Raw genomic sequence first — 22,830 nt, forward strand, 5'->3', positions numbered from 1 at the left:
TGTTTAAGTATGGATCCCTACAACTCGGTTGTTAAAAAAATGGCACCAACTGAAGCACTTCAGGCTTTTGTATCTGAATATGTTTTCCGAATACTTACCGTACCAAAAGGCCATCATGTTGTTAAAGCGATGCCTTTACGGGTAATGGGCTCAATTGATTTCTTTTTGGGCGACAGTTTCGAAACTATTAATTGTAACTCTAATCAGACTGAGCCCTTTGCAAGATGTACCATTCGCGGTCCGCGTACTCATAAAAAATATACCATTTCAATTAATGGACATTTTATTTCTTTTACCATTAAATTTAAACCTGCCGGCCTGTATCGTCTATTAGGTATTCCTGCAAGTCTTTTTTGTAATCAGGCTGTTGATGGGCAACTGCTATTTGCCAATATGTTTAAAGAAATAACCGAAAGGCTGATGTCTTGTAATACCATAAATGAGTGCGTAGAGATTGTAGAGCCTTACCTACTGCAAATGGCATTAAAACATGCCAAAATCTATCCTTCTAAAGCGGTAAATCAAATGACAAACCTGATCCTTACCAGTAAAGCTCTAGTATTTTTGCCTAAGGTGTCCCTATCGGATAGGCAGCTGGAAAGGAATTTTGCAAAAGAAATTGGTACTACCCCTAAGTTATATAGCAATATGGTTCGCTTTGAAAACCTGCTCCGTTATAGAATTGATTTCCCAGATAAAAGCTGGACCGAAATAGCTTATGAGTTTAATTACTACGATCAGATGCATCTTATTAAGGCCTTTAAAAGATTTCTTGATATTACTCCAAGCGATTTCCGTCCGGGAAACTTTGCCATTTAATCTATTTTGAAACATCATTTTGTGCTTAATATGCTAGCAAAAGATGTCGCTTTTTTACTATTAAATTCGATAATACCACTTGAAATTTGGATATACTTCCATTAAATATCCATCTATGAAAACTCATCAATCAATATTATTACCAACACTAATATTGTTGGGACTGGGGATGTTGATGTTGCTCACAGTAGCATCAATATTAAGTTGATCAGATATTAATATGACCTCTGCAAAAAAGCTTAAATGATTCTATAACTTTTGAAGTTCTGCCATGCAGCTGAATAAACTGGAAAGTGCGAAACATCTCGATTCCTTTAACATCTACAATACTAAGTTCATTCCTTTTCAGTTCTCCAATAATGGTTTGCATTGACAAAAATGCCGCAGCTTCTGAATGAAGCAGATATTGTTTTATGCTGACATTACTTTCCAGTTGTAATTCAATTTTGAGATCTTTTAGGCTTATACCAGCTTCACTTAATGCTTTTGAAATAACATCGAGTGTCCCCGACCCATGTTCTCTAAGTACTAATTGCAAATCAAGTAGCTGATGGGGCACGATTTCTCCTTTTTGAGCCAATGGATTGTCAGACTTTGTAACCAAGACCAACTCATCATCACTAAATTTTTCATAGTTTATCTGTGGATAATGCATCTGCCCTTCTACCATTGCCACATCAATTTTACCATCTATTACCAGTTGTGTAATAGATTCTGTATTCCCTCTGGTAAATGTAAATATGATTTCGGGGTAAGCAGCTTTAAATAAAGCAAGAATTTTAGGCATGAAGGTTTGTGCCAACGTTGTACTTGCTCCTATACGAAGGTTACCCCTAAGTCCATCGCTTAACTGAGCCAGGTCGTTTTCGATAAGCAAATAGATTTCAAATATTTTCGCGGTATGCTTTAATAAGACATTGCCAGCCGATGTTAAGGAAATATGATTTCCGTTCCGAACAAACAAAGCCATATTTAACTGTTTTTCGAGCTCTCGGATATGTCTGGTTACTGCAGGCTGTGTAATAAACAGTTCCGCAGCTGCTTTAGTAAAGCTCAATTTTAGTGCAACAGTTTGAAATACTTGTAACCTGAAATCGAATATCATGCAGCCAATATATAAATATCCATAGAATTATGTAATGACCTTTAATAACTTTTTGTTATGACCTATAACTATAAACATCTTTTGCATTAGCTTCATTAATGCCATCTTTGGGTAACACACAAATGAAAAATTATGCTAGTAAACCAATTAAAACTCTTCGCCATTATTGGCATCACTGCTTTAATCTGCAGTTGTAATGAACCGAACAAACCAACACAACAGAAGGATTTAAGCGAACCAAAACCCATAGCTATTGTTAATGAGGTATGGCAGGCTCCTGATGAGCGTACAATACCAAAAAATGCCAACGGCGAAATGATCCGCTATGGTAAAGATTTGATTGTAAATACTTCTGCTTATTTTGGACCTAAAGGAAGATTGGGTAAATTTACTAATGGATTGAATTGCCAGAATTGCCATTTAGATGCAGGTACAAGGATATTTGGAAATAATTACGCTGCTGTTATGAGTAGTTATCCGAAGGTTACTGCACGCTCAGGAAAAATAATCAGTCCTGCAGCACGGATCAAAGGCTGTTTCGAACGTAGCCTGAATGGTACGATGCCAGATTCTACTTCCAAAGAAATAAGAGCAATGCTGGCTTATATGGAATGGCTTAATCAGGGAGTTGAAAAACCGGAAGGCATGTATGGAAGGGGGACAGAAAAAATAGCGCTGCTAAATCGTCCTGCCGATCCTAAAAAAGGCGCATTGCTATATTCCTCAAAATGCAGAAGCTGTCATGGTGAAAACGGTGAAGGCATTGCCGCAGCCGGAGCCAGGACCTTTGTTTATCCACCGCTATGGGGCAAACTAAGTTATAATGATGGCGCTGGACTTTATCGCCTCTCTAATTTTGCGGGCTTCATTAAGAACAATATGCCTTTTGGTGCTTCTTACAAAAATCCAATATTAACAGACGAAGAATCATGGGATATAGCCGCTTTTGTTAACTCACAGTATCGCCCTCGGAAAGATCAACAAAAAGACTACCCTGATTTAAAAAAGAAACCTGTAGATGCTCCATATGGCCCGTACGGGGATCAATTTTCAGAAAAACAACATAAATACGGCCCCTATCAGCCAATTAAAAATGCACACAAAACAAAAATATAAATGAAAAATTTAACCAAGTACATCTTTGCAATATTTGCAATCTTATTATTTACTGCCATCAAACCGGCAATGGCTCAAAACAGTCAGGAATTTCAATCGGCAAAAAGCAAAAACAAACAATATTATGCGCTTTATGCACTAAATAGCGGTGATGAGCAAAAGATAGCCGGAACACTAAGAAATATTAAAAATGCATTGGAAGATCCTCGTTTAAAGGGAAAACTTCATATTGAGCTCATCGCCTTTAGCGGAGGCGTGGCGGTTTATGACAAAAAAGGCCCCTTTAAAGAAACTTTGCTCGATTTAAAATCCCGTGGAGTAGATCTTGTTCAATGTGAAAATACAATTAGGGAGCGCAAAATTGAGAAGAGCTCTTTGTATGATTTCATTAACTATGTTCCCAGTGGTAATGGTGAAATTATCTTGCGCCACTATGAAGGATGGGCAATTGTCCATCCGTAGTATTTTTTAAAATGACGGTTTAAACCCCAAAATAATGAGCAAATTAAAACTAATCATACTTATACTAACAGCAGTGTTTTTCAATAATACTAATATCATGGCTCAGGATCATCGTTTCGATCCGCCATGGAATACACCTCCCGATGCAAAGGTGCAGTTTACAATTCCGGGAATTGACAATATACCCGATATTTATGGCGATATAAATGACCCTCAGCTGGTTGTATTTTTTGCAGGCAACCAGTTTATGGTTATTGATGATTTAATGAAATCATTTAAGCTTAAATACCCCCAGTATACCCGTGTATTTGCAGAAACTCTCCCACCGGGAATTTTAGCAAAACAGATTGAAGCAGGTAGCATCGTTATTGGCAACATGCGGATAACATTAAAGCCGGATGTATATACTGCTGGTAAAAGCAGAATTGATGAAAGTAAGGACTGGTTTAGCAGAATTGAGCTTTATGCTAAAAACAAACTGGCTATAATGACCCGAAAAGGAAACCCTAAGCAGGTAAATAAACTGGCCGACCTGGGCCGCAGCGATGTACGTGTAAGCATGCCTAATCCTGAATGGGAAGGAATTGGAAAACGCATTGAGGAAGCATATAGAAAAACAGGTGGAGAAGCGCTTAGAAACACCATTATGGAAACAAAAGTTAAGGATTCGACAACATACCTCACTCAAATTCATCACAGGCAAACACCTATGCGCATTTTATACGAGCAAAGCGATGCAGGGCCTGTTTGGTATTCTGAAGTACATTATCAGAAAATGATTGGTCACCCGATTGAATACATCGAGATTCCCGAAAACGAGAACATAAAGGCCCAGTATTATGCCGGGCAGCTTAAAAAGGCACCGCATCCTAAGGCGGCTAAAGATTTCATGGATTTTCTTGTTAGTAAAGAAGCCCGCGCCATTTACAGCAAGTACGGATTTGAGCTCCCTTAAAAAGGAGTTCAAATTTAATTAATTTTCTTCTTTAAGCGGACTCACTTTAATGGATTTAAATTTCACTTCACCATGCTTGGCGTAGAACCACAGAAACCCGCCCTTCTGTTCTGGAGTACGGTTTACAATGCATCTTTTGTTGTCAATTGAAACATCTATAATATCGTCTTTTACTATTACATCAAGCTTAATGGTTTTGTTTAAACCACTAACGGCTCTTATCATGGTATTACCAAGGCTTACCGTCTGGTTATTTGGCGAGAAGTTAAGTCGGTAACCAGCCTCTGCCTTTTCACGTGATCTTAAGTACAGTCCGTACTCATCAACCGAACCAATTGTTTCTATTTCCATAGTAATCCGACTGTTTAGTGGAATAGCCTCTGCATGGGCTGCTCCTACACCATTAGGTGCTTTAATTGAAATACCGTTTTTGCTGATAATAGAAGCGTACAAATCAGCAACCAGATCAGGTTGAATCTCTGTTCCGGTTTCAGGGATCATCTCTGCAGGGAATTTTGAGCTTAGGGTTCCATCGGCTTCCTGTAGGATTTCGCGAAAGATGGCATTACCGCCAAACCTTTCTCCTCCATCATCCTTATTTTGATCTCTTGAAGGAATCCATGCGGCTGCAATGCGTCTGTTGTCTTTAAATTCAGCAGTCTTAACAACGTTTGTCCACGACTCATTGATGGTTTGGTAACGGGGCTCTTCCCATGGGCCATAAGGGCTTTTAGATTTTACATAATAGGTATCTCCATTGTCGCCATACACCAAATAATACCACCCATTCCATAAGAAATAATCAGGGCACTCTGGGACTGATGATTGTCCGGTTAATACTGGATCAAGTACAGTCCAATTCTTTAAATCTTTGGAAGTAAGGTGTACCAAAGCACCACCTGCATGCCTCAAGACAGAATTCTCTTGCCAGCTGGATACGAACAAATGAAACTCTCCTGTTTTCTCATCTACAAACACCTTTGGGTCTCGAAAATCTCTTTTGCTATAACCCGGAGCTGAAGTATAAAATGGATTTGGCTTTTGCTTGTCGAAGTTAATGCCATCACGGCTTATTGCGTAACTCAGCTGTTCGTTTACCTGCCCTTCCTTGTTGATTAGCCGTGTTGCATAAAAAGCATAATATTTATTTTTATAATACACGATGGAACCTGTACAGATGGATTTTTCCCACTCCTCATCAATTCCAAGTACTACAGGATGTTGCTTCCAGGTTTTTAGATCTTTTGTGGTACTTAAGGCCCATTGATGGCCTCCCAATCCCTTTAAGCTGGCATGATGTGCAGAATCTAAAAGCCAGTAAAATGAGTAAGTGCCGTTTCGCGAAAAAGGCATGCAATCACCAACAAACAAATCACCTTTAGGCCTCCAGTATTGAAGGTTCTTAGTGTGTTGAATTCTAGGATCGTACCGCACACCAAGCTGCGCCATAAGGCTATTGGCCGCAAAAACGATTAGCATTAATAGTAAACATCTTTTCATATGTGTGGTTTAAAGTAAGGTTCTTATTTGGTTTTACCTGAAGCCATACCAATAAGTTGTAGCAGCACAGTCGGCTTCGCCATGTGCCCAGCCCAACATTTCCAGATCATATTTAAAGTCTGTTTTAAAAGTTACGCCATCAAGGTTTCTTGTTCTGGTAAAAGTATTATGACCGTACGAATCTTCAGTATCAGCCCGAGGTGCATTGGCAAAAGGAGATTGATAAAGCGCCACGGGTGCCCAAGAAGTATTGTAGTAATCTTCGGCTCCTGTGCCAAATTCTGAAGGGAAGGTTTCACCGTCTACATATAATTTCTGATCACCCTCGCCATACCAGGTATGCATGTGATTTAATACTGCAAAACTATCTCCAAGGAAGATGCCTTTGCCTTTAATTTTGCTAAGCTGCCATTCAATAGCTCCAGATGTCTCATCCCATTTCTTTATCGGGACTTTTTCTGAAAACTTCCAATGTGCATGAAAATACATACTGTTGGTGTTCCATGAGTAAGGTTGACTGATTGCTTTTAATGTGATGGAAACCGACTGATCGCTCTGGTTTTCCAGTGATACAGTAGCCGATTTCTGATAAGGCATAGTCCACCTGGATATAATTTTCCCATCAGCTGTAACAGTCCTATACCAGCTTTGCAAGGGCTTGCCACCTACTCCTGATCCTGAAAAATCACCGATCGGACATTCAACACTTTGTTCGCCATCAAACTTGATCTTTAGAATGGTTGACCTCAATAGCTTCTCTAGATTTTGCTTATCCTGAGTTGAAACTTCAATGCTTAAGAATTTAACTGCATTTGCTCCCTTGGGCAGATTTACGGATGCCGTTTGCTTTGGTGGAATAGTTTGATTTATTAATGATTTTTTTCCTTTAATAACATTTACAGGATTTAAAAGCTGTTCGTTAACCTTATCTAGTAAAGTGGTTAAACTTCTAGCCTCCTTTAAACTAAATGTTCTAACAGTTGTATTTGGGTCGTATTTGCGGAAATTGATTTGATAATATCTGGGTTCCTTTATTTCGGGTTGTGCATCTTCCCATGTAACCTTACAATGTTTTGCGTACGGCATTGGTAAGTAAAGTGTACTGCCTCCTTTTTCTAAAGGTTGATAACTGGAATGGGGAATTAATAAAGCGGGGCCGGGCTTTAGATCAATCTTCATCAGATCGTAAGATGGTATAACAATCTCTGGATTGGGATTATTGTCAAAATAAATCCTGAGTTTACCTGCTCTTTTAAAAGTGGTTAGCCAGAAACGCACCAATGCACCCGGGCCTTCCTGATCGAGCATAACATATTCTTTATGTCCTTCGTTCTGCTCTACCCTTATAAACTGCGAGTTATCGCCATTGGCAAACCATCCGGGTTTATCCGGCGAAATAGAATGACGATCGTAACTGCTGGCCTGACCAGCACTGTAATAAAGCTTGGGCCAATAGGTAACAGCATTAAAATCTGTCATTTCCTTAAGCAGCGAGGCTGTGGATACCGTCTGCGAGCGTCCAATAAATCCTGCAGCTATCAATAATACTGTTAAAATACCTGTTGTAAATTTTTGCATATGATTAAATCACTCTACTTTTTGCCAGAAAAATCAACCTGCACAATATTCTTACTTGGCTTTATCCTGAAAACCGTTTTATTATCTGGCTTACTAAAGGTACCTTTAATTGCTGTAATAGAATAGTTCATTCCTTCAAACTGACAATCAATTTTATTGGCATTGATTGCTTTAAAAGGGAGCACTGCATTTTCTGCAGCGGTCATATCTAAGAACCAGTTGATAGGCTTACTTCCTTTAACACTTAATGTCATTTGCCTTTCATCAATATCCATTACCAACGATGCAGCCTTGTTTTTTAAAGGCCATGCGATGTGTAATTTTCCCGTAGTCGGACTTTCTATAACAGGATCACCCCCTTCAAGCAACACTTCTTTACCATTCTCCAATGCTTTAAAACGCATACCCGCTATAGTGCCAGGTTTACTCCAGATATAGCCGTCTACAAAAGGAAGCGTAAAGAAAGAACACTCATTAGAGGTTGCCTTATCTTTGGTATAAACTGATGGGAATTCCTCATTAAATAGGTGAATATCACGAAAGTTTAAAGATCCGTTTTCCCACAGTAAATTAACCCTATAGAACCTGCTATTAAACCATACTGTTTTACGGTTGCTTCCTGAAAGGTCGGTATTTATTGTAACAGAAGTTGCCGGGGTTACTTTGTAATTATCTTTAAACCACTGTCCGGACGCTGCCAGTGTTTCTACTTTTACTTTTTTCTCGTCTCTAAGCTTTGCAATTAATGGTAACTGAATTTGAAAGCCTTTTGACATTGCATCCCAGGTAAACGAATTCTCCTGAYNCCGSMKGRGWKTMKRCMWRKKNNNTARACTSNTYCTTYAAMRAATTYKTTRMMGRASYNASTTTRYMMWKRTMKNNAAWCCMCTNNCCGGMMKCWGSMKRWRYWKNCTCAAGTGTAATTACCCCTTGTCTGTCTGTACCCAAACCATTATCGTATTGACGGATCGGATCGCTCCCAAGCATTCTAAAAATAGGAACAGGCAATTGGTTCTTTTCATTTTGTGCCGGCATGTATGAATTTATTTTGCTTGGATAGTAAGCCTGATTCCAATAACCACCCCATAAAGTATAACCATCTGTACCTACCTGATCTTTGCAATTGCTGGATGCTATAATGTGATATTTTTCGTACAGGTAAGTTAAGGTGTGAGAATCAATGAACCACGAGCCTACGGATTTAGGATAGTAGCCAAAAATACTTTTAAAATCGGCCATATAAACGTCTGCTAGCTTCTCACGTTCTTCTGGAGAATATCCTGTTGAAAAGCCGATATCAGCATGCCAGTCCCATGGGTAACGGCCACGCCATTTCAGTCCGGCTTTCTCTACCATTGGTTGTGGGATTTCCCACCAGGCGCCAATTTCAAATGCATCCTTAGGTAAGCTTTTTAACAGCTGTTGATAGCGGCTGTCCATCAAGGCATCGTACTGTAATAAAAAAGTTCCTCCTAAGTGGTACTTTTTCATCATTTCTACTTGCTTAACTACCGTTTGATAAAGCACATCCTGAGTAATCTTTGGATCTCTGGGCTCAAGCAAACGGATAAAATTCACGATATTGATGATCTTTGGTTTTGGCTTTTCCTTGGTGTGACCAGAAAGTGGACTTGCAATACCTGCAAGGAAGCAAAGTAAAAAAAGTAAGCTTGTTCTCATTGGAATATAAATGGTTTTCTTCAATTACCACAAATTTAACGCTATGAAATCCTTAACCATCCTGTACTGTTCTGTCCTGATAAACAGGTATCAAAAAGTATAAAGAAAATGTTCTTTACTATAAAGGCACTACTTTAATTTCCGGTTAGCTTTGATAATATTCCGAAAATTCAAAATGATGAGACTTACCCTGATACTTTCCTTTTTTCTGTTTCTTTTTCATGATGTTTGTTTTTCTGTTGAATTAGTGAACCGTGATATTGAGTATAACGTTAGTGCCAAAACAATTACAATCACTGTTCCTGATAAAAAAACATCAATTACAATTGATTACTCAAATGGCTGTGTAATTAAACAATTGAGTTTAAATGGGAAAAATACGCTTTCCTCGTCAGGGGTGTATACCGGAATCAGAACAAGTAACGCAACCTTCTCATCGGGCGAAGACAATAAGCACATCACTGTTACTAAAAATGCAAATGGGGTAACGTTAAGTGGCATTGGTTATGKAAATGGGGCAATTTCAGTGAAAGAAATATGGGATTTTAAATTGAATGGCAACAAGATAATTTGGGATATCACACGTGATTATGATAATGATGCTAATCTTGAAGATATGGCATTTCCTAAATGGAATTTTACTGACCTATCAGTCTGGAAAGGAGGAATTATGGATAATGGAGGCATGGTTTGGTGTAAATACCTTAAACAGGTAAACGACACCTATGGAGTACATACAGGTGAGGTAACATTCTGGAATACCGAATCTGGAGATGCTTTGCGTATTACTGCAAAAACCGATAAAGGCAAAGAAATTGCTTCCAAATATTCACATAGCGATAAAAATGAGTTTACCTATACGCAGTTAATCACAGATACACAACTGAATCAGCGCTACGATTTAAGCAGGTTTGTTTCGCAAAAGGCTGATGTATTTGCTCCTTTTGAAGTTAAAAAAGGAAGAACTAAAGTAAGTTTTGAATTACACTATGTGGATTATAACCGTGAGTATTCAAGGGGAACATTGGCTGGCATAGACGCGGTGGCGGTACGGGAACTGCTAAACACAACTGGGCGATATGGTGTTGTAGATAATAACATAATAGGGGCAAATGGCTGGTTAACCAATTGGAAATGTTTGCATGAACCTTTCTTTGCCCAGATCGGAATGGCAGTTAATGACCAAAACTATACCAACAACATGTCGGCAACGCTTGATCAGGAGCGGGATCAGGCCATGCTTAGCGATGGCCGTGTTCTATCCCGCTGGCACAATGCTGCTGGTGATGAGATACCGGGAACATACAATGCTAAAACCGGATATTACGAAGCAATGTGGGGTTATACAATAGACTCTCAAACAGGTTACGTGATTAATACCAGTGAGCAATTTGATTTAAACGGAAATGTCGATTGGTTGCGGTCTCATCAGTTGAGTGCGGAAAGGGCTTTGGATTGGTTAATCAAACGTGACTCGAACAACAATGGGATTTTTGAAATGATGAATGATGGTATTGCAGATAAAAAAGCAAGCGACTGGTTAGATATTGTTTGGGCCAGTTTTGAGAATTCTTTTGTAAATGCACAGATGTATGAGGCATTGACCCTGTGGTCTAAATGCGAAAAAGTATTGGGCAACCAGCAAAAATCAGATCACTATTCAGCAATAGCTTCTCGCTTAAAAACCGCTTTTAACAAGCCGGTTGAGGAAGGTGGATTTTGGTCGGCGGCTAAACAGCAGTATGTATATTGGCGAGACAAAGATGGCTCTGTACATGGAGATAATCTGGTTACTCCTGTAAATTTTGCAGCTATAGCCTTTGGTATATGTGATGATCCAAAAAGAATAGCGATGATCCTTGACCAGATAGAACAGAGGTCTAAAGCTGAAAATCTTTTTCACTGGCCATTGTGTTTTGATTCTTTCAAAAGAGAAGAGGTTAGTGAAGGCAACTGGCCATTCCCTAAATATGAAAATGGCGACATATTTCCAACCTGGGGATACCTTGGTGTAAGGGCTTATGCAAAATACGATAAGGCCATTGCTCTTAAATACATCAATAACTTGCTGAACCAGTATAAAAAGGATGGGCTCTCTTCTCAGCGATATAGCAGGACTACTCAACTTGGATTGGGCGATGATATTTTGGCTGGCATAAGTACAAGTATTACGGCTTTGTACAGGGATATTTATGGAATTAGGCCAAAATGGAACAGGATGGGATTGGAACCAAATATGAGTAGCACGCTAAATGGAACAAAATTCTCTTATACAAACCGCAGCACAGTTTATAACCTGGAACTAGGTGTTAACGACTATTTAATGAGCACAAAAGGTTTTTCAATAAAAAGCAAAGAAAGCTTTGGTGCAAATAAGGCAGACAATAAACTTACGTATTACCCCCAGAATGATGAGGTGATGTTGCTTCAGATTAATGCTGCTATTAACCATAGGATCGACATGGAGATTAATTCATGGGATACTAATGCATATTCATGGACCATGACCTCGCCTGGTAAATATCAATTTACACTAAAGGGATTAAGTCCTGGTAAAAAGTATGAAATAGCTGTAAATGGAGTGCTTAAGTCATTTACCTCAGGAAGTGATGGAAGCTTTTCAATAGCACATAGCTGTAAGTCCGCCACTAAATTTGTGGTGAAATAATCTCTATTAAAATTCATACCATTAGATTAAAATACTGGTTTTCAGTGATTGACCAGATAAATCTCATTGATTAAATTTAATTTCTAAAGCTTTTGAACGTAAAACCCCAATAAATATCATTGGTTTTTGCAATTGTCGTTTAAGTCCAGAGTTAAATTATGAGTAAAACTACTGATCAGTTTAGTGAATACGTGAATGCACTTTTCTTGGAAAACGCAATAAAAGAAACGCTTACTGCTTCAGATTTATATCATTCGCATAGCTTTTATCTTAACTTAATCCAGCTTCTTACGGAGAATGGCAGAAATGATATTAATATACCTACAGCCAAACTTGAGAAATTAGGCTTTGCCAGCTACCTTTATTTTAGGGCACTATTGATTTATGACCATATGACTGATAGTCAGACGGGAACAGCAGAAAAGAAAACAAATCTTTATCTTTTTTTTAGTTTTTTCGAGAGATCAGCAGCGGAGCTGGGGAGGCTGTACGAAAATAGCAATCCTTTCTGGCAGTACTTCGAAGCCTGCAAATTGCAGTACTTCAACACCATCTTCTTAGAAAAACAATGGTCACAAAAAAGGCCCTTAATTACTGAAACAGTATTCAAGAAAGTTGCAGCCGGTAAGTCTGCTGTATGCAATGCCATTGTTTATGCATTGAATGGGTTGATGCTTGAGGATTTTAAGGATACCCCCCATTGGTTAGAATGTCTGCAGCACCTGCATATCGGATTTCAATATCTTGATGATCTCGACGATTTTAAAAAAGATGGGATAGAAGAACAATGGACATATGCACATAGCCTGGTGGAGGAATCAATTAAAGAACAAGGACATGATTTATCCACAGTTTCAGATGATGCTAAATACCGTTTTCTTTTTCTTTCAGGCATAGCTGTAAGAAATTTGGAGAATGCCATTGACCATTTCCAGCTTGCAAAAACTGTAGCATTAAAAGCCCAGCTTAACAGGTTAGCGACATTTATCACAAGCAAAGAAGAAAGATGTCATAATCAGATACGGGAAATAAATCTGCTTATTGAAAAAACAAGGGACAAGGCGCGGAAAAGCAACGGTCATTTACAGGCCAGAACAATACAGCACTCAACCAAAGCAGGAATAGATTTTATGGAGGGCTCCTTGCAGGAGGATGGTTACTGGCGTGATTTTCTCACCTCGGCCGGCTTTGGCAGAGATTGGATTACAGCTTATATTGTCTTGCAGCTCTCGGATATACCCGGGAATGAAACACTGATAGCAAAAGCATCTGAGCAATTACTTTCCCGAACCGGAACAGCGTATAATGAAAATATCATCGCTGACGCTGACTCTATTAATTTTTTTATATGGATGCAAAAGAATAAGGGGGGTAAAATACCGGAGGCGACAATGGCTAGCTGGCGCTCGTTTATGCATGATAATGGTGGGTGGGCAACTTATAACAATGAAATATCGTTACGGGAAAAACTCGGCATGGAAAAAGAGATAAGCGTTGCAGGCTGGTTAATGCCGCATAATTGTGTGTCGGCTGTAGCCGCCTGTGTATTATCTTTTATGGAAACCCATGCGGCTTACGACGATACGATTGGTTATTTACTCAAACAACAACACGATGAAGGATATATTTCATCGTACTGGTGGACCAGTCCAATTTATGCCACCTCATTTAGCTTAATGGCACTTAGTAAGACAAAGAAACATCCAGATGCCGCGGCAAGAATGGCGGGCTGGTTAGGCAATATACAAAACTCAGACGGCTGTTGGTATAATCCTGCTGTAAATGAGCCCAGTGCATTTTATACTGCGCTGGCCATGAAGGCACTATTGCAATTCAACGATAAACACTATTTAGAAAAAATACAGAAAGGTGCAGATTGGCTTTTGAGGCACCAAACCAGCGATGGTAGCTGGCCCACCAACCGGATACTGTTACTTCCGGCAACAAATGTTACCCGGTTAGATACTGTTGAGCGCTGGCGCAAAAGCTCCTTTGGCGTCAACGTAATAATAGATGATCATAATCGAGTTTTCACCACGGCTACAGTATTAAATACGCTGCATTTATACGAACAAAAATATTCTCTTACCCATGCTAATTAAAGACCTCTCACTTTCAGAAACAGACAACAGCCGCTGGGTATTAAAAACCATGGATGGCCGCCATATGCGGTTGAATCAGGCAAGCGCCACCCTGGTACAGTTACTGCAGAAACATCAGAGCTATGAAGAAGCTGCACAGGACTTTAACCTGCATTTTAATACACACCTAAGTACCGATACATTTCGCCAGCTTGCAAAGGAAAAGCTATCCGGCTTTCAAATACTAACAGAAGAGGAAAATGGGAAGGTTCAGAAAAAGGGGAAATACCTGCATTTGCAAGTGCCATTCTTTTCAGCTTCAGTAGCAGGAGCCTTATCTACCCCCTTTCGTTTCTTGTACTCGCCGCGCTTATTTTTCATGCTGATCACTATACTTGCCGGCCTAGTTACCTTGATACTTATCAATTATCCGCCGCAACAGGCTCTGGAATGGACAAATACCAACTTGTTACTTCTGGCCTGTTTGGTTTACCCCTCGGTGCTGATACACGAACTCGGGCACATTGCAGCCTGCCGTGAAGCAGGCACTGAGCATGGGGAGGTCGGTTTTGCTTTTTACCTTATTTTTCCGGTGTTGTATTCAGATGTAACCAACATTTGGCAAGTGCCTAAAAAACGCCGTATCATAGTAAATCTGGCAGGTGCAACCAATGAATTGCTTTACGCTGTCTGTCTGTTTCTGATTTTTTATTTTACAGGCAACAAAACCCTGCTGACTGCCTTTTATCTTATCAATCTGAAAATATTGTTCGAGCTGAATCCTTTTGTACGTATGGATGGTTACTGGGTATTTTCAGATATCACCAATACGCCGAATCTACTGCCAAAGGCCAATAAACTGGTNARSKAAGWTTTTGGAGCACTTTTTTCACGCGGTAAACACTTGCCTGTTGTTTTTAGCCGAACAGATAAATGGCTATTTATTTACGGTATGGCTAACACTGCTTTTATTTTGATTTATATGGGCTTTATGCTTATAAGCCACTTTGATAGTATAATTCATTTTCCGGCTATCCTTTCAGATCTGTTTATGAAAATGATAAGGCTGGAACTTTCATTCAACGACTTGAAGAGTGAATATCTTTTTGTATTTATTTTTTATTGGCTAGTGGGGAGGATGTTATATCATTTTATTATAAAAAACTCGCGGGTTGCATCAGCTAAGTTAGGCCGGGTGGCTTACTGATGTCTATTTAATTTCATCCGGATAACCTATTAATTATTTACTATTATGAAAAATTCAACCGAAGAATTACAGGACTATCAACCAGAGTTGGTTAAAATGTTCGAAGTAGAAGAGCTGGAAGAGAGAATGGAGTTTGCTGCATGGAGTCTTTCTGCTAAAGCAAGTAATGACGGCTGGGAAGCGAGTGCTACTGTTACTCTTTAGAGGCTGACAGTCTACAATAGGAGCATGGTATTGCGCAATACCATTGCTCCTATTTTTATTTCTTATTTTTATCCTTATGCGATTTTATCAGATTCTTATTCTTTATTGTCTTGGTTTTACTTTTTGTATGCCGGAGCTTTTTGCCCAGGTATATTCAGGCATTAAACTGCATGGAATTGTTGCAGATTCAACTAATAAACAACCCTTGCCCAATGCGAGCATTTACAATGACCAGAATCACAATGCTACCGTAAGTAATGATGAAGGTGCTTTTGAGATTCATACAGATGTGCTTCCTGTTACATTAAGCATATCTTATGTCGGTTATCAGACCAAAAAAATTACGGTTACAGATACCACCCAACACTTATCAATCGTGCTTAGCCCTGCATCCATCAGCCTTGATCCGGTGGTGGTTGACGGTGATGGTGCAATCCAGCTAATCAGGAAAGCATTTGAAAAAACTTATCCCCATGCTACCAGAAAGTATTATGGCAAAGGATACATCAGGCAGTTCACAAAGGAGGGAAATACCTACACTGGCATGCAGGAAGCTATTTTTAACGGCCAATGGCAGAGTTTTGCCATGACTGGCTGGCAACCACTACAAACTAGGTATGCTAATCTGGAGAAAAGTATGATCAGCTTTACAAACTTTAGTTTCTTTAGCTTTATGTCTACAGGATATTTACCAAGTAATATTGTGCGAAAACCAATAACGAAAAAGCCGGATTCTCTGTATGATTGCCGTATCATCCAATATATAACAGGAATTAATATGCATGAAATTGCTGTAATCATGTGTACGCCTAAAAGTAACAAGACCCATGATATGTTCGCTGGAAAGATATTCATTGATACTGAGAATTATGACGTATTGAAACTTGAAGGGAAAATCCTTAACTTTTCATTTGACCTGAGCGGCCCACTAAAATTAAAAGACACAGAAGTAAATACGATAGTGAATTTTAAAAAGACTGTAGATGGTGCTATCGTTCTTGACTTTGCAGATATTAAATTCACCAGCAAGGCCACATTTGGTTTTGTGACGGCTAAGAAATTGTTTTATGATGCAAAAATCTTAATGTACGATTACGATGATGCACTTTCGAAAGAGAAATACATGATCATCACACCAAAGATCCACGATGTGGGATTGATGAAGAACATTCCATACAGCAGTGACACATGGGATCGTAATACTAGGATTTCACATACTCCGTTGGAAAACGAGATTATACGTTCTTTTGAACGCCGTAAACTAATTAGTAATTACCTTCGCTAATCTGATCAGCTCTTTATAGTCTCCATACWMMTGAAKMYAKANGTWWNCWWMTSYASATMARTCNTWWWWATACCNTTAWKKKWGMMAKWWGTSNGGRWTARARTTNNCATCTTATAATCAACACATTACACCGACAAAACAACAAATAAGTGTCATGAAAGAAGAAAGATATGCAATATCAATGAAGTCCTTTAATCTCGTTCCATTACCAGAAATGGCATTAAGTTTCATTGCAGCAATATCATCAGGAGAAGCCATGCGCACACTACCAAAATTTAATAATGGTTTAACCAATGGATAATTGTGTGTAATAAGATCAACTTTAACCCCACTAATTTCTCCCTTAAGGGTATTTTTAGATTGATAATCCAACTGAAATTTGTACTTATCTTCCAAATCAGACAGCATCTGGTTGTCATCAAATGAAGCTATAGTAAACAAATCCAGATCAATGCTTATCCGATGGCCAATTTGCAAAGACAAAGCCGTTCCGCCGACTAGGAAAAAAGCCTTCAGCAATTCATCATTCATTAAAGTGTTTAGGAGTTCCAGTGTGATTCACTGACTGTTTCTTTTCGTAGCATTTCATTGAAGTTATGGGTATATTAAATTGATGGCTTACAAAGATCATATCTTTATCATTCAGATAAGCCAAATTTTTAATGGCCAATTTTACCCCTTCGACCCCATATTTGTTTAATATAAAATACCAGTCTTTTGGCCATCCTCGCTCAATTACCCTTTGAACAACTACATCACGCATTTCGCTATAATCAAAATCACTGAGGTTAAACTCCCAGAGCAATTTTGGATTAAGGGTTACATCAGGAAAATTTTTATAGTCACCAAAATACATAATCTTTCTTTCCTACACTGTTTAACAAAAATACGGAATATCCATGTTAAAGGCAATAAAAATATAAAGAATGAGAGGAATCGTCGTAGATCATTTTACTAAAAAAATCTCTCTATAATCTCAAAATGGTGTCTCTTCGGGTTTAATCGGATCAGCTCCTTATGGCCTTCATATTTCTGACTAAAGACATTATCTTCTGCACACAAGTCATTTTTATACCTTATTTTTGCCGGATGTCCGGCATTTATATCCATGTTCCTTTTTGCAAGAAAGCCTGTAGCTATTGCGACTTTCATTTCAGCACCTCTTTAAAATACGTTGATGAGATGACTAATGCGATATGCGAGGAAATTATTCGTAAAAAATCCAGAGTAACCGATCAGATCGGCACTATTTATTTTGGAGGAGGAACACCATCTGTGCTTCCATCAAAAGGCTTTGAAAAAATATTTAATACCATAACTAAGCATTTCTCTGTTTCATCAGATGCTGAAATTACTATTGAAGCAAATCCTGATGATCTTGATGCTAAAAAGATTAGTGAATTAAGACAATTACCTGTTAACAGATTCAGCATTGGAATACAATCTTTTTTTGATGAGGATCTGATATGGATGAACAGAGCCCATAATGCGGGCGAGGCTGAAACCTGTATAAAACGTAGTCAGGATGCAGGATTTGAAAACCTGAGCATCGATCTTATTTATGGCTATCCTTTGCTAACCGACAACAAATGGTTAAGCAATATTAATAAAGCTATTGAATTCCAAACGCCACATATTTCGGCATATTCATTAACAGTTGAGCCACGTACTGCACTTGCAAGTGCCATAAAAAAAGGCAAACAGGCTCCTGTTAATGATGAACAGAGCGCCTCACAATTTATTACGCTTATTGATAAATTAAAAGAAGGTGGTTTTGAGCATTATGAAATTTCGAACTTCAGCAAACCAGGCCAGTATGCCGTTCATAATACCAATTATTGGCGCGGGATTCCTTATTTGGGGATAGGCCCATCCGCTCATGGTTTTAGTGGTAAAACACGATATCTTAATATCGCAAATAATGCAGCCTACCTAAGCGAATTGCAAGCCGGAAAACTCGCCGAAACGATTGAAGAACTTAGCCTTTACGACAGGTTTAATGAATATATTATGACCTCACTAAGAACAATGTGGGGTACAAGTTTAGCTAAAATTGAGTCAGATTTTGGTAAGGTGTTCTTAACGGACACTATTAAAAATATAAAGCCTTTTATAGAAAAAAAGTGGTTAGAGAATCAGAACGACCATCTTGTTTTAACATTAGACGGAAAATTATTTGCAGATCATATCGCATCTGAATTGTTTATAACAGAAGATGATCACCTTAAATATTAAGTAATGAATAATAAAGTTGTTTGGATTACCGGAGCATCCTCTGGAATTGGCGAAGCCCTGGTTTATGAATACAATAAAGCAGGAGCAAGATTAATTATATCTTCGCGCAATCGTGATGAGCTATTTCGGGTTAAAACGAATTGCAAGAATCCGGTAAATATTCATGTATTGTCTTTAGATCTTGAAAATACAGCCTCCTTAAGTGGGAAAGCTGAAGAGGCCATTCGTATTTATGGTCACATTGATATTCTGATCAACAGTGGCGGAATTAGTCAGCGTGGGTTGGCTCTGGAAACCGATCTTGAAACTGAACAACGTTTAATGAATGTCAACTTTTGGGGAACAACTATCCTAAGTAAAGCAGTGCTACCTAATATGATTGCGAATGGCGGGGGTAATATTGTTTGCATAAGTAGCCTGGTTGGAAAGTTTGGCACGAGGATGCGCTCTGCTTATTCAGCTTCAAAACACGCATTGCATGGATACTTTGATTCACTTCGGTCAGAAGTGTACGACAAAAAGATAAACATTGCAATTATCTGTCCGGGTTTCATTAAAACCAACGTTACGCTTAATGCATTAACAGCAAATGGCACACCACAGGGCACCATGGATAGCGCACAGGAAAATGGCATGTTAGCGGAAGATTGCGCCAAAAAGATCGTTCAGGCGGTTAAATCAAATAGAGAGGAAGTATACATTGGGGGGAAAGAAGTGAAGGGTGTTTTGTTTAAAAGATTATTCCCTTTAAGATTCTCTAAATACCTTAGAACAGCAAAAGTTACCTAGCACTTCACCAGCAATCTGCGAGATGGTAAAAATTGCAAACGTTTGCGCAATCATTTCAAAATCAGAACAAAAGGAATAGGAGTTTAATCAAAAAAGGGAACGTAAATTTACGTTCCCTTTTGTTTGGCTATTTTATCGGTTTAATCCAGTAAGAATATTCATGCTTTACAAAAGGAATTCTGTATTCCTGTAATGGCATTGAACCCCAACTATCAATTCCCTGTACACCACTTTGAATCAAATCCATGTGCATGTAAATTTTATCCCGCTTAATAAGTTCACCTGAATGATACTGCTGTTTCTCTTCTTCCGGATCAAGATCATTTAGCGAATATGGAAGTGCTGAGAAGCTCAATAAGCTGTCGGCCATACCGAAGCTTAACCCCTTTCCTTTTTTATCTGTAAAATTCACCCAGCGTACATCTGTTTTATTACCACTTTCCTGTGGACGAGCATATGGGAAATATTGCTCATCGACAGTTTGACTATACAATCCAATAAATGACCCTGTTTTACGATCCCAATAGGTTTCTCCAGGGCCGCGGCCATAGAAATTAATTTTACTAAATTCCTTGCTCAATTGCAGATCATTACCGATACGCTGCATTAACGGATACTTTCCTTTGATGGCCGTAAACTTGTTGTCTACTTTAACCACTCCATCTGCCCTGACTGTAAATATTTGCGTTACAGTGGCATCACCATTTATCAACTCTTTTGTAAATGTTGCGGTCACATCACCTGATCCATCTTGTTTGATATCTGCCACACTTAGTTTACCTTCAGTATATGCGTTGCGCCATTTCCTTAAGCTACTATTAAAACCTGCACCAATATCATTATCTGTAGGTGCACGCCAAAATGCCGGGACTGGTCCTTCGGTAAGCATTTGGATTCCTTTAATACTGTAGGTACTCATAATACCCGCTGCCATATCAAAAGCTACTGAAAAGTCTTTGCCTTTTACAACAGCCTTACCTGATTCTTTTTCTATCAATAATTTGCCATTAGCAGTTGCAATTTTAACGGGTTGAGCTGTACCGCCCCATGCAAATTGTTCTGCTGCGATGTTATATCCTGCCGGCAAGAATGGCTCTTCCTTTTTAAGGTTATAATAAATATTTAAAAAGTATTCTGCTCCTTCCTTAGCCTTGGTTTTAATAGGCAAGCTGATCTCCTTTTCTGTTCTTGGATCAATATTTAAAGCACTTATGCTACCTTTCTCTATAACCTTTCCATTTTCCAGAAGTTCCCATGCAAGCCCAACGTTATCAAGGTACTTGAAAAAGTAAGAATTATTGATGCTGATCTTATTTGACCCGCTGTAAGCCGTTTTAATATACTGATATACCTTTTTTACTTCAACAGCCATTGGCGTCATTCCTCTATAATTGGTCACAACACCCTTTACGCAAAAATCATTGTCACTAAAATCCTGATTAACGGGACCGCTTAATGGAAAGTCTCCCCCATACGCATTAATGCGTTTACCGTTTTTAACCGTATCAATTGCCTGATCTATCCACTCCCAAATAAAACCTCCCTGTAAATTAGGCTGGCTTTCTATAACGTCCCAATATTCTTTAAAGTTACCCAGACTATTGCCCATAATGTGTGCAAATTCGCTCATAATAAGAGGTCTGTCTGGTTTGCTGTTAGCATATTCCTTAAGCCAATTCGGATCTGGATACTGAGGCACAATCATATCTGTATTGTAATCTTCCTCTGCGCGTTCGTATTGTACTGGTCTGATGTCATTTGACTTTAACCAGTCGTAGCCCTCATAAAAATTAACACCATTTCCTGCTTCGTTTCCAAGTGACCATGTGATTACTGACGAATGATTTTTATCGCGTTCATACATTCTTTTAATACGCTCCAAATGAGGAACCCTCCATTGTTTATCATTACCCAGTGTATACGCCAGATCATAATAGCGACCATGGGATTCTATATTTGCTTCGTCAACAACATAAAGACCATATTCATCACATAACTCCATCCAATAGGGATCAGGAGGATAATGAGAATGCCTCACTGAGTTTACATTCAGCTTTTTCATCATTTCCATATCTTTTCTCATATCGGCACGGGTAAGTGTATGTCCTTGGGTTGCATTATGCTCATGACGATTAACACCTTTAAAGAATACTCGCTTACCATTTACCAGAAAGTTATTATTTACCAGTTCAATTGTACGGAAACCGATACGCTGAGGAATAACCTCTAAAACCTCTCCTTTTTTATCTTTAAGTGTGATGAATAGTGTATACAGATTTGGCGTTTCCGCAGTCCATGCTGCTACATTTTCTACCTGTGCATTAAAACTAACTATGCTTTTAAAATTCCCAAGAACTGTTTTAGCTCCTTTTGTTTCATCTTTGTAAACAGACTTACCTTTAGGATCCACCAGACCTAATTCAACAGCAAAGCTATCAGGTTTGCTGTGCATGGTTTTTTTGTCTATTCTGTAATTGTCTATTTCTGCAGTAAGGGAAAGAATTCCGTTTTTATATGATTTATCAAGTGTTGCTATTGCTTTAAAATCTCTTACATCCAATTTTGGTGTGGCATACAGATAAACATCGCGCTCAATACCCGAAATACGCCACATATCCTGACACTCCAGATAACTACCATCACTCCATCGAAATACCTGCAACGCAACCAGGTTTTCTCCAGGCTTTACATATTTGGTAATATCAAATTCCGCGGCAAGTTTACTGTCTTCACTGTAACCCACTTTTTTACCATTTATCCAGATATAAAAGGCCGATTTTACAGCCCCGAGATGAATAAATACTTGTCGACCATCCCAATTCTGGGGCAGACTAAATTTCTTACGATAAGACCCTACAGGATTATTATCCACTGGAATATCAAAAGGAGGATTCATTTTAGCGCCTGTATTTTTACGACCGGCAAATTCATATGGCTGGTTTACATAAATAGGCAAGCCATATCCATTGGTCTCCCAATTGGCAGGTACTTTAAAATTATCCCATTTGCTATCGTCAAAATCCGTTTTAAAAAAATCATTCGGACGCTTGCGCGGATCCTGTACCCAATAKTGGGATSGTCGACAAGTATTTATTCATCTCGGGGCTGTAAAATCGGCCTTTTACATCCAATTTTGGTGTGGCATA

At 38.8% G+C, this 22,830-nt stretch carries 18 protein-coding genes; 10 read left to right on the forward strand and 8 right to left on the reverse strand.

The features are described 5' to 3' along the window. Positions 1–9 precede the first annotated feature (9 nt). Complete coding sequence (locus tag N824_RS24250; RefSeq protein ID WP_048907675.1) at positions 10–819, forward strand: helix-turn-helix domain-containing protein; 810 nt, start codon at positions 10–12, stop codon at positions 817–819. Positions 820–1,027: 208 nt separating this feature from the next. Here N824_RS24250 and N824_RS24255 read toward each other — a convergent pair whose 3' ends face one another. Then, a complete protein-coding gene (locus tag N824_RS24255; RefSeq protein WP_048907676.1) occupies positions 1,028–1,924 on the reverse strand; it encodes a LysR family transcriptional regulator in 897 nt (298 codons plus the stop codon). A 132-nt stretch (positions 1,925–2,056) separates the two neighbouring features. Here N824_RS24255 and N824_RS24260 point away from each other — a divergent pair, with 132 nt between their 5' ends. Genes N824_RS24260 through N824_RS24270 form a run of 3 tightly spaced genes read left to right on the forward strand, consistent with a single transcriptional unit; the run spans position 2,057 to position 4,457 of the window. Beyond that, complete coding sequence (locus N824_RS24260; RefSeq protein WP_084498437.1) at positions 2,057–3,040, forward strand: c-type cytochrome; 984 nt, start codon at positions 2,057–2,059, stop codon at positions 3,038–3,040. Next, positions 3,041–3,502, forward strand: coding sequence for a DsrE family protein (locus N824_RS24265; protein ID WP_048907677.1), 462 nt, complete (start codon positions 3,041–3,043; stop codon positions 3,500–3,502). A 34-nt stretch (positions 3,503–3,536) separates the two neighbouring features. After that, on the forward strand, positions 3,537–4,457 hold the full coding sequence (locus tag N824_RS24270) for a substrate-binding domain-containing protein (RefSeq protein WP_048907678.1): 921 nt from the start codon (positions 3,537–3,539) through the stop codon (positions 4,455–4,457). An 18-nt stretch (positions 4,458–4,475) separates the two neighbouring features. Here the strand turns inward: N824_RS24270 and N824_RS24275 are convergent, their stop codons facing one another. The 3 genes from N824_RS24275 to N824_RS24285 are packed head-to-tail and all read right to left on the reverse strand — an operon-like array spanning position 4,476 to position 8,311. Then, on the reverse strand, positions 4,476–5,957 hold the full coding sequence (locus tag N824_RS24275; protein WP_048907679.1) for a family 43 glycosylhydrolase: 1,482 nt from the start codon (positions 5,955–5,957) through the stop codon (positions 4,476–4,478). A gap of 33 nt (positions 5,958–5,990) precedes the next feature. Beyond that, a complete protein-coding gene (locus N824_RS24280; RefSeq protein ID WP_048907680.1) occupies positions 5,991–7,535 on the reverse strand; it encodes a glycoside hydrolase family 172 protein in 1,545 nt (514 codons plus the stop codon). Positions 7,536–7,549: 14 nt separating this feature from the next. Beyond that, positions 7,550–8,311, reverse strand: a complete 762-nt coding sequence (locus tag N824_RS24285) for a hypothetical protein (RefSeq protein WP_052334262.1) — start codon at positions 8,309–8,311, stop codon at positions 7,550–7,552. Between the two features lie 1,079 nt (positions 8,312–9,390). Between N824_RS24285 and N824_RS24295 the strand changes: the two genes are divergently transcribed. From N824_RS24295 to N824_RS24310, 4 genes are all read left to right on the forward strand, one after another. Continuing rightward, positions 9,391–11,883, forward strand: a complete 2,493-nt coding sequence (locus tag N824_RS24295; RefSeq protein WP_048907681.1) for a hypothetical protein — start codon at positions 9,391–9,393, stop codon at positions 11,881–11,883. A 158-nt stretch (positions 11,884–12,041) separates the two neighbouring features. Next, entirely contained in the window at positions 12,042–13,985 is a 1,944-nt protein-coding gene (locus tag N824_RS24300; RefSeq protein ID WP_048907682.1) for a hypothetical protein, read from the forward strand. Positions 13,986–15,216: 1,231 nt separating this feature from the next. Next, a complete protein-coding gene (locus N824_RS32085; RefSeq protein WP_161662358.1) occupies positions 15,217–15,375 on the forward strand; it encodes a hypothetical protein in 159 nt (52 codons plus the stop codon). Between the two features lie 127 nt (positions 15,376–15,502). Then, entirely contained in the window at positions 15,503–16,660 is a 1,158-nt protein-coding gene (locus tag N824_RS24310; protein ID WP_048907684.1) for a carboxypeptidase-like regulatory domain-containing protein, read from the forward strand. Between the two features lie 117 nt (positions 16,661–16,777). On the opposite strand, the gene N824_RS24315 is transcribed toward N824_RS24310, so the two are convergent. The 3 genes from N824_RS24315 to N824_RS32895 all read right to left on the reverse strand — a co-directional run bounded on the left by N824_RS24315 (position 16,778) and on the right by N824_RS32895 (position 17,812). Next, positions 16,778–17,191 (reverse strand): nucleotidyl transferase AbiEii/AbiGii toxin family protein, encoded by a 414-nt coding sequence (locus N824_RS24315; RefSeq protein ID WP_052334263.1) that lies wholly within the window; start codon positions 17,189–17,191, stop codon positions 16,778–16,780. Continuing rightward, positions 17,184–17,516: a hypothetical protein gene (locus N824_RS24320; RefSeq protein ID WP_048907685.1), complete on the reverse strand. Its 333-nt coding sequence runs from the start codon at positions 17,514–17,516 to the stop codon at positions 17,184–17,186. Before N824_RS24320 ends, N824_RS24315 begins: the two co-directional genes overlap by 8 nt. A gap of 98 nt (positions 17,517–17,614) precedes the next feature. Next, positions 17,615–17,812, reverse strand: coding sequence for a hypothetical protein (locus N824_RS32895; protein ID WP_048907686.1), 198 nt, complete (start codon positions 17,810–17,812; stop codon positions 17,615–17,617). On the opposite strand from N824_RS32895, the gene hemW reads away from it, so the two are divergent. Next, positions 17,750–18,895, forward strand: coding sequence for a radical SAM family heme chaperone HemW (gene hemW / locus N824_RS24330; RefSeq protein WP_084498439.1), 1,146 nt, complete (start codon positions 17,750–17,752; stop codon positions 18,893–18,895). The two genes, N824_RS32895 and hemW, sit on opposite strands and share 63 nt — an antisense overlap. A gap of 3 nt (positions 18,896–18,898) precedes the next feature. Further along, complete coding sequence (locus N824_RS24335) at positions 18,899–19,684, forward strand: SDR family oxidoreductase (RefSeq protein WP_048907688.1); 786 nt, start codon at positions 18,899–18,901, stop codon at positions 19,682–19,684. A gap of 127 nt (positions 19,685–19,811) precedes the next feature. On the opposite strand, the gene N824_RS24340 is transcribed toward N824_RS24335, so the two are convergent. Beyond that, positions 19,812–22,778: a glycoside hydrolase family 2 TIM barrel-domain containing protein gene (locus N824_RS24340; protein WP_084498440.1), complete on the reverse strand. Its 2,967-nt coding sequence runs from the start codon at positions 22,776–22,778 to the stop codon at positions 19,812–19,814. Positions 22,779–22,830 lie beyond the last annotated feature (52 nt).

Source organism: Pedobacter sp. V48, from assembly GCF_000523515.1.
GTDB lineage: Bacteria > Bacteroidota > Bacteroidia > Sphingobacteriales > Sphingobacteriaceae > Pedobacter.